The following is a 7,407-nucleotide window of genomic DNA, read 5'->3' as shown; positions in this document are numbered from 1 at the left end:
CATGATTTCATTATGGCGATGGAAAAAGGATACGACACGGATGTGGGCCCCAGAGGAGCGACGCTTTCAGGGGGCCAGCGGCAGCGGATAGCCATCGCGAGAGCTCTTGTGAGAGATCCAAAGATTCTGATTCTTGATGAAGCGACCTCCTCACTTGATTTGGAAGAAGAAGCGCTCATCCAGGAGGCACTTGAACGGCTTCTCGCTGATAGAACGACGATAATCATCGCTCATAGGCTCTCAACCATTGTGAATGCTGATGAAATCGTCGTGCTCGATGAAGGGAAAATCCTAGAGAAAGGAAAGCATGACGAATTAGTGGAAAAAGGAGGATTGTATTCCAATCTCTATAGACATATGGCGCGCATCTGATGAGCCTCATAGATTTGCAGTTGATCCGAACGAAAGGAGTTGTTGTTATGTGCAAGAAGATATATTCAATCTGCTTTCTATTGCTTGCAAATCTTGTGGCCTTCCCTGCAATGTCGCAAACGAATCTAAACAACATAGAGAAGCTTAAGAAAGATGCGCCCAGAGTTTACATTGACTGCACCGATTATTATGCATGCGATATGGATTACATCAAAACCGAAATTACCTTTGTAAACTATGTCTGGGACCGGCATGAAGCCCAGGTTCACGTCCTCATAACAACTCAACCCACGGGAAGCGGCGGAAAAGAATACACCCTTGCTTTCTATGGGCAGAAGGAATTCGATGGCATCAATAATACGTTAATTCACTTCTCCAAGAAAACGGATTCTGAAGACAAAATCAGGGAGGGCCTTGTGAAGGTTTTAAAAATGGGCTTGATCTCCTATGTGGCAAAAACTCCAATTGCCGATCGCATCTCCATTTCCCTTCTTGAAAAAGTGAAACCTACTGCAGTTGAAGATAAGTGGAATTTCTGGGTTTTCAGCATAAGTCTAAACGGCTCTTTACGTGGTGAAAAACTTTGGAGTTCCAATTCGATATATGGTTCTTTTTCAGCCAACCGGGTAACGCCGGAACTTAAAATAAAAACATCTCTATCCGCCAGCTCCTACAGAGACGAATTCAAAATAGGAGACCAGACCATCTCCAGTGCTTTTCACTCCAGAAGCTTTTTCGGCCTCATTGTGAAAAGTATCAATGAGCACTGGTCTGCGGGAGGATACTGTTCAGCCTATTCATCCACATACGATAATATGAGGGCATCCTATAAAGTAGCTCCTGCCATTGAATATAACGTTTTCCCTTATTCTGAATCCACAAGAAAGCAGCTTAGATTCCAGTATAAAATTGGATACGTATCAGCACACTACAGAGAAGAAACCATCTATGATAAAACCAGCGAACAATTATTTAACGAATCGCTATCAGCCACCCTGGAGCTCAAACAGAAGTGGGGGTCCATAAGTACATCACTGGAAGGTGCCAATTATTTAAATGATTTCAATAAGAACCACTTAGAGCTATACAGCGAACTGGACCTAAAACTCACCAAGAATATTTCTTTCAATCTCTGGGGGATTTACGAGAGGATTCATGACAGGATTTCTCTGCCCAAGGGAGGGGCAAGCTACGAAGAGATTTTGCTAAGAAGAAAGCAGTTGGAATCGCACTATTACTATTACGTCTGGGCTGGCTTCAGCTACACATTTGGCTCTATATACAGCAACGTCGTGAATCCTCGATTTGATTAGCAATATAATCATGCGGGCTTCATTTTAAATGATTTTTTTGGTTCTTAAGCGCAAGGAATTTGAAACAACAGAAACAGAGCTTAATGCCATTGCTGCCGAGGCAACCATGGGATTGAGGAATCCTTCCCATCCCATTAACGGGCCTATGAGTCCATCCTGTGATAAAAAGGGATAGAGAATCCCAGTCGCCACAGGAATTCCAAGGGTGTTGTAGGCAAATGCCCAGAAGAGGTTTTGCCTGATGGTCATCATGGTCATTTTGCTGAGCCTTATCGCTCTTAGAGCCGCCAGGAGGTTTCCCTTTATAAGGGTTATATCGGATGCTTCCATGGCAATGTCGGTTCCCGTTCCAATGGCGATGCCAACATCGGCCTGTGTGAGAGCAGGAGCATCATTGATTCCATCGCCAATCATCGCTACGATCTTTCCCAGGATCTGAAGATTCTTAACTTCTTCTGCTTTCTCTTCAGGTAAAACCTCACATATAACGTCTTCAATGCCTGCTTTTCTGGCGATCGCTTCAGCCGTTGACATGCTATCTCCCGTCATCATGATGACTTCCATTCCCATGCCCTTTAACTCCATGACAGCATTTTTTGAATCTTCCTTCATCGTGTCGGCCACGGCGATAATTCCTGCTATAGAATCATCGATTGAAACAAAAATAGATGTTTTTCCTTCAAGAGAGAGAAGGTCAGCTTTTATGGCAAGCTCTCCGAGTTCGATTTTCCTATCCTGCATGAATTTCCGGTTACCGATAACCACTTTCCTGTTAGAAACGGAAGCTTCAACTCCATGTCCGGAAAAAGAATGAAAATCGGCAGGTTCATCAAGCAGTAGATTTCTCTGGATGGCTGCTTTTACGATGGCTTCTGCAAGCGGGTGTTCCGAAACTCTCTCGCAAGAGGCAGCGCTCTTGAGGAGGTAACTTTCTTCCATTCCTTCGGAGGGAATAATATCTGTTACAGATGGTTCGCCTTTCGTTATTGTTCCTGTTTTGTCGAGGATGATTGTGTCTATTTTATATAATGTTTCCAGAGCCTGGGCATCTTTGATGAGTATTCCCATCTCGGCCCCTCTTCCTGTTCCAACCATCACAGCAGTCGGCGTTGCAAGCCCCAGGGCGCAGGGACACGCGATGATCAGCACAGAAACGAAATTGAGCAGTGCCAGCTTAAAAGCGGATGAGGGTGCAAAGATGAGCCATACAATAAAAGTCAGAATAGCCAGGGAGATGACAACTGGAACGAAAATTCCCGCGACTCTATCAGCAAGTTTCTGGATGGGAGCTTTTGAGCCTTGGGCATCCTGAACCATTCTAATGATCTGAGCCAGTGCCGTATCTTTTCCTACCTTTGTGGCTCTTAATTTAAAGGAACCAGTTTTATTAATAGTGGCTCCAAATACGGCATCATTGACGCTTTTCTGAACGGGCAGGTTCTCTCCTGTCAGCATGGATTCATCCACTGATGAAGAGCCTTCCAGAACGATGCCATCCACAGGGATCTTCTCGCCCGGTCGAATGATGATGATGTTTCCGGGAACGACCTCCTTTACGGGGAGATCCTCCTCCTGGCCATCCCTCACGATTCTGGCTGTTTTCGGCTGAAGATCCATGAGTTTCCTGATGGCTTCAGAGGTCTTTCCCTTCGCCCTGGTTTCGAGCATACGGCCGAGAAGGATCAGAGTGATGATGACCGCAGCTGTGTCATAGTAGATATCCGGTTTCTGTCCGGCTGATTCAAAATATCCCGGGAAGAAGGTAGCGGTGGCACTGTAGAAAAACGCGGAAGATGTGCCAACAGCAATGAGTGTGTTCATATCTGAGGAGAAATGCTTGAGCCCGAGGAAAGCTCCCCGGAAGAATGACGCTCCGCACCAGAACATCACAGGGACCGTCAGGAAAAAAAGAATAATCCGGTTGACATCCTCATGAAGGAAGCGAAGGAAGGGCAGGAAATCCCGGAACGACCCGAGAAGGACCAGAAAAGTCAGGATAGCGCTGATGATGAGCTTTTTCTTCAAGACCGGGATCTCCTTTTCTCCCGGCATCGTTTTTTTTGCTTCTTCGCCGCAAGTTTCTTCAACAGGTGCCCCCGCTCGGTAGCCTCCGGCGGATTCAACAGCCTTTTTGAGATCCGGGTAACCTACGACACCAGGAAGATACCGGATGCTGGCAAGCCCGGTTCCGATGTTGACCGAAGCCTCAATGACACCTTCAACTCTCTTCAGAGATCTCTCGACTTTCTGGACACAGGAGGCACAACTCATCCCCTCGATAGGGATTTTGATTCTTGCTTCTCCTTTCGCCAGGGAAAACGGTTTTTCCTCTATCTTCACGTTGCTCACCTCTGTCCCGATAGACTTTTTACTTCTTTATGCCATTTGTATAGCAGGTAGATGGCGGGGTAAACCAGCAATTCCATGATGAAGCTGGTGAATAAGCCCCCGACCATCGGTGCAGCGATGCGTTTCATCATGTCGGCGCCCGTGCCCATGCTCCACATGATTGGCATCAAGCCCATCGAAGCGGCGGCAACGGTCATCATCTTGGGGCGGACACGTTTGACGGCGCCGTGGATGATGGCTTCGTGGAGATCGGCCATGCTCTTGAGATGTCCCTCTCGTTTAGCATCCTCATACGAGAGATCGAGAAACAGCAACATGAACACGCCTGTTTCGGCATCGAGTCCCATCAGAGCAATCATCCCGACCCAGACGCCGATGGAAATATTGTAATCTAGCAGCCACAGGAGCCACACAGCACCAACCAGCGAGAATGGCACGGCCAGCATGACGACCAGCGTTTTGAATGCGGACTTTGTGTTCATATAAAGCAGCATAAAGATCAGGAGTATGGTGACGGGCAGGATCACTTTAAGTCGTTCGCGGACACGCAGCATGTTCTCATATTGACCGCTCCAGACCAGCGAGTAGCCAGTCGGCAGCTTCAGTTGTCGTGATACGACGCGTTTGGCTTCTTCGACATATCCGCCGATGTCACGTCCTGCGATGTCCACAAAAACGTAACCAGCCAGCATCCCGTTTTCATCGCGGATCATCGCTGGGCCGTTAACCAGCTTGATATCTGCCAGTTCGACGATGGGAACCTGGACGACGCCTTGCGCCGAGCGCTGGTTGCTGCCACTCATGGCCATGCTGCCACCTTTTGTTGCCATCAGGTCGCCTCTGGTGCGAGCGGTAACCAGCACGCGCTGCAACTGGTCGAGGTCGCCACGCAGGTCGCGCGGGTAACGCAGGTTGATGCTGTATCGCTCGCGGCCTTCAATGGTGGTGGAGAGAGTCTCTCCTCCAACCGCGGTCATAATGACCATGTGCAGATCATCCACTGTCAGGCCGTAACGGGCGAGTGCCGCGCGCTTTGGCACGAAGTCAACAAAGAAGCCTCCAGCAGCGCGCTCGGCGTAAATGCTGCGCGTGCCGGGTAGATTGCGCAGGATGCTCTCAACCTGTCCGCCGAGTTCCTGGATTTTGTTAAGGTCCGCGCCGAAGATTTTAATGCCAATGGGAGTGCGAACGCCCGTGCTGAGCATGTCGATGCGCGCCTTGATGGGCATGGTCCAGGCATTGACATTCCCGGGAAATTGAAGGGTGCGGTCCATCTCTCCGATGAGCTCTTCCCAGGAAATGTGCTCGGGCCATATATGACCGAGGAAGCCAGCCAACCATTTCGGCGCCCACGACGAATACCAGCGTTCCTTTTGCCGCCACTCATTCATCGGCTTGAGAACAACCACGGTCTCCATCATCGAAAAGGGTGCGGGGTCTGTGGAGGTGTCCGCGCGACCCGCTTTGCCGAAGACCGAAACGACCTCTGGAAATGAACTAAGGATGCGGTCTTCGCTTTCCATCAAACGCTGCGCCTCGGTTACGGATAACCCGGGGAATGTCGTTGGCATGTAGAGGATTGTCCCCTCGTTGAGGGGAGGCATGAATTCATGGCCGAGTTTTCTGTAAATGGGTATGGTCGTCGCCATGATGAGGATCGAGGCTGCGATGATAATCTTTGGATGACGCAGCACCCATCGGCAGGGTCTTTCGTAGATCCAGAACAGCACGCGGCTGACGGGGTGTCTTTCCTCGGGATAGTATTTACCGACGGCGAATCCGTTGACTAACCATGCCAGCCATTTTGGACGAATGTTGAACGGATCCATCCGCGTGAACAGCATCCGCACCGCGGGGTCTAGCGTAACTGCCAGAAGTGCCGCGAGACCAATGGCGAGTGTCTTTGTGTAAGCCAGAGGCTTGAAAAGGCGGCCCTCCTGTTCGACGAGCGTGAAGACAGGCAGGAACGATACGGCAATGACCAGCAGCGAGAAAAAGACCGATGGCCCGACTTCCATCAACGCTTCGAGCCGGATTCTGTGAAAATCTCCTACGCGCCCGCTTTCCTTCCACCGCTCGAGTTTCTTGTAGGCATTCTCCACTTCGACAATGGCTCCATCGACCAGCACGCCAATCGAGATGGCAATTCCAGCCAGGCTCATGATGTTCGAAGTGATCCCCATGTAAAACATCGGAATGAACGAGAGCGCCACTGAGATGGGAATTGTAATGATCGGCACGAGCGCTGAGGGGATGTGCCAGAGGAAAAATAAAATCACGATGCTGACGATGATCATTTCCATCAGCAACTCTTCCTTGAGGTTATCGATAGATTTTTGAATCAACTCTGAACGGTCATATGTAGTAATAATCTCAACGCCTTCCGGCAACGATGGTTTCAACTCCTCCAGCTTTGCTTTAACGCGCTTGATGACGTTGAGCGCGTTTTCGCCGTGGCGCATCACAACGATGCCACCGACCACATCCCCCTTGCCGTCGAGGTCGGCGATGCCGCGACGCATTTGCGGACCGAGTGCGACGGTCGCTACGTCCTTCAGCAACACGGGGGTGCCTGTCTCACTGGCTTTCACGACAACCTGCTCAAGGGCTTCTGTGTCCTGGATGTAACCGCGAGCGCGAACCATGTACTCCCGACCGCTCCACTCGATGAGACGCCCGCCGACTTCATTGTTGCTCCTTCGAATCGCTTCCGTCACCTCAATCACCGACAGGCCATAGTTCTGAAGGCGGTTGGGATCGATCGTAACCTGATACTGTTTCTGGAAGCCGCCGATACCCGCCACCTCCGCCACACCGGGCACGCTCTGCAGCGCATAACGTAGATTCCAGTCCTGGAAAGAGCGAAGCTCGGCAAGGTTGTGTTTGCCTGACCTGTCGACCATCGCATATGAGAATACCCAACCCACACCCGTAGCATCGGGACCGAGTTCGGGTTTAACGCCAGGCGGCAGGTTGCCAATGATCTTTTGCAAATACTCCAGCACCCGCGAGCGCGCCCAGTAGATGTCGGTGCCATCCTTGAAAATCACGTAAACATACGAGAACCCGAAGTCGCTGAAACCTCGAATAGCTTTCACCTTCGGCGCGCCGAGCAACGCCGTGATAACGGGGTAGGTTACCTGGTCCTCCATGATGTCCGGGCTTCGGTCCCACTTCGTGTAGACGATGACCTGCGTATCTGATAGGTCTGGGATCGCGTCCAGGCGGATGTTCCTCATCGTGTAAAGAGAATATGCCACTGCTGCAGCTGTCAGGATGATGACCAGAATGCGGTTGTGTGCCGAAAACGAGATCCACTTCTGGATCGGTGTCAGTTTTCGATCGCCTGAATCAGGATTGTGCATGAATGGGA

The 7,407-nt window shown here is 50.3% G+C and carries 4 protein-coding genes; 2 read left to right on the top strand and 2 right to left on the bottom strand.

Annotation, left to right across the window (positions count from 1 at the left end):
• Together AB1756_07090 and AB1756_07085 are read left to right on the top strand one after the other, a co-directional pair.
• The coding region (locus AB1756_07090; GenBank protein ID MEW5807093.1) for an ATP-binding cassette domain-containing protein at positions 1 to 372 on the top strand (372 nt) is incomplete at its 5' end.
• A gap of 47 nt (positions 373 to 419) precedes the next feature.
• A complete protein-coding gene (locus tag AB1756_07085; GenBank protein MEW5807092.1) occupies positions 420 to 1,685 on the top strand; it encodes a hypothetical protein in 1,266 nt (421 codons plus the stop codon).
• 24 nt (positions 1,686 to 1,709) lie between these two features.
• Here AB1756_07085 and AB1756_07080 read toward each other — a convergent pair whose 3' ends face one another.
• Together AB1756_07080 and AB1756_07075 are read right to left on the bottom strand one after the other, a co-directional pair.
• Complete coding sequence (locus AB1756_07080) at positions 1,710 to 4,025, bottom strand: heavy metal translocating P-type ATPase (protein ID MEW5807091.1); 2,316 nt, start codon at positions 4,023 to 4,025, stop codon at positions 1,710 to 1,712.
• A gap of 5 nt (positions 4,026 to 4,030) precedes the next feature.
• Entirely contained in the window at positions 4,031 to 7,399 is a 3,369-nt protein-coding gene (locus AB1756_07075; protein MEW5807090.1) for an efflux RND transporter permease subunit, read from the bottom strand.
• Positions 7,400 to 7,407: the final 8 nt, after the last annotated feature.

Source organism: Acidobacteriota bacterium (assembly GCA_040752675.1).
In the GTDB taxonomy this organism is placed as follows: domain Bacteria; phylum Acidobacteriota; class Polarisedimenticolia; order JBFMGF01; family JBFMGF01; genus JBFMGF01.
This window is presented reverse-complemented; position numbering and strand designations above follow the sequence as displayed.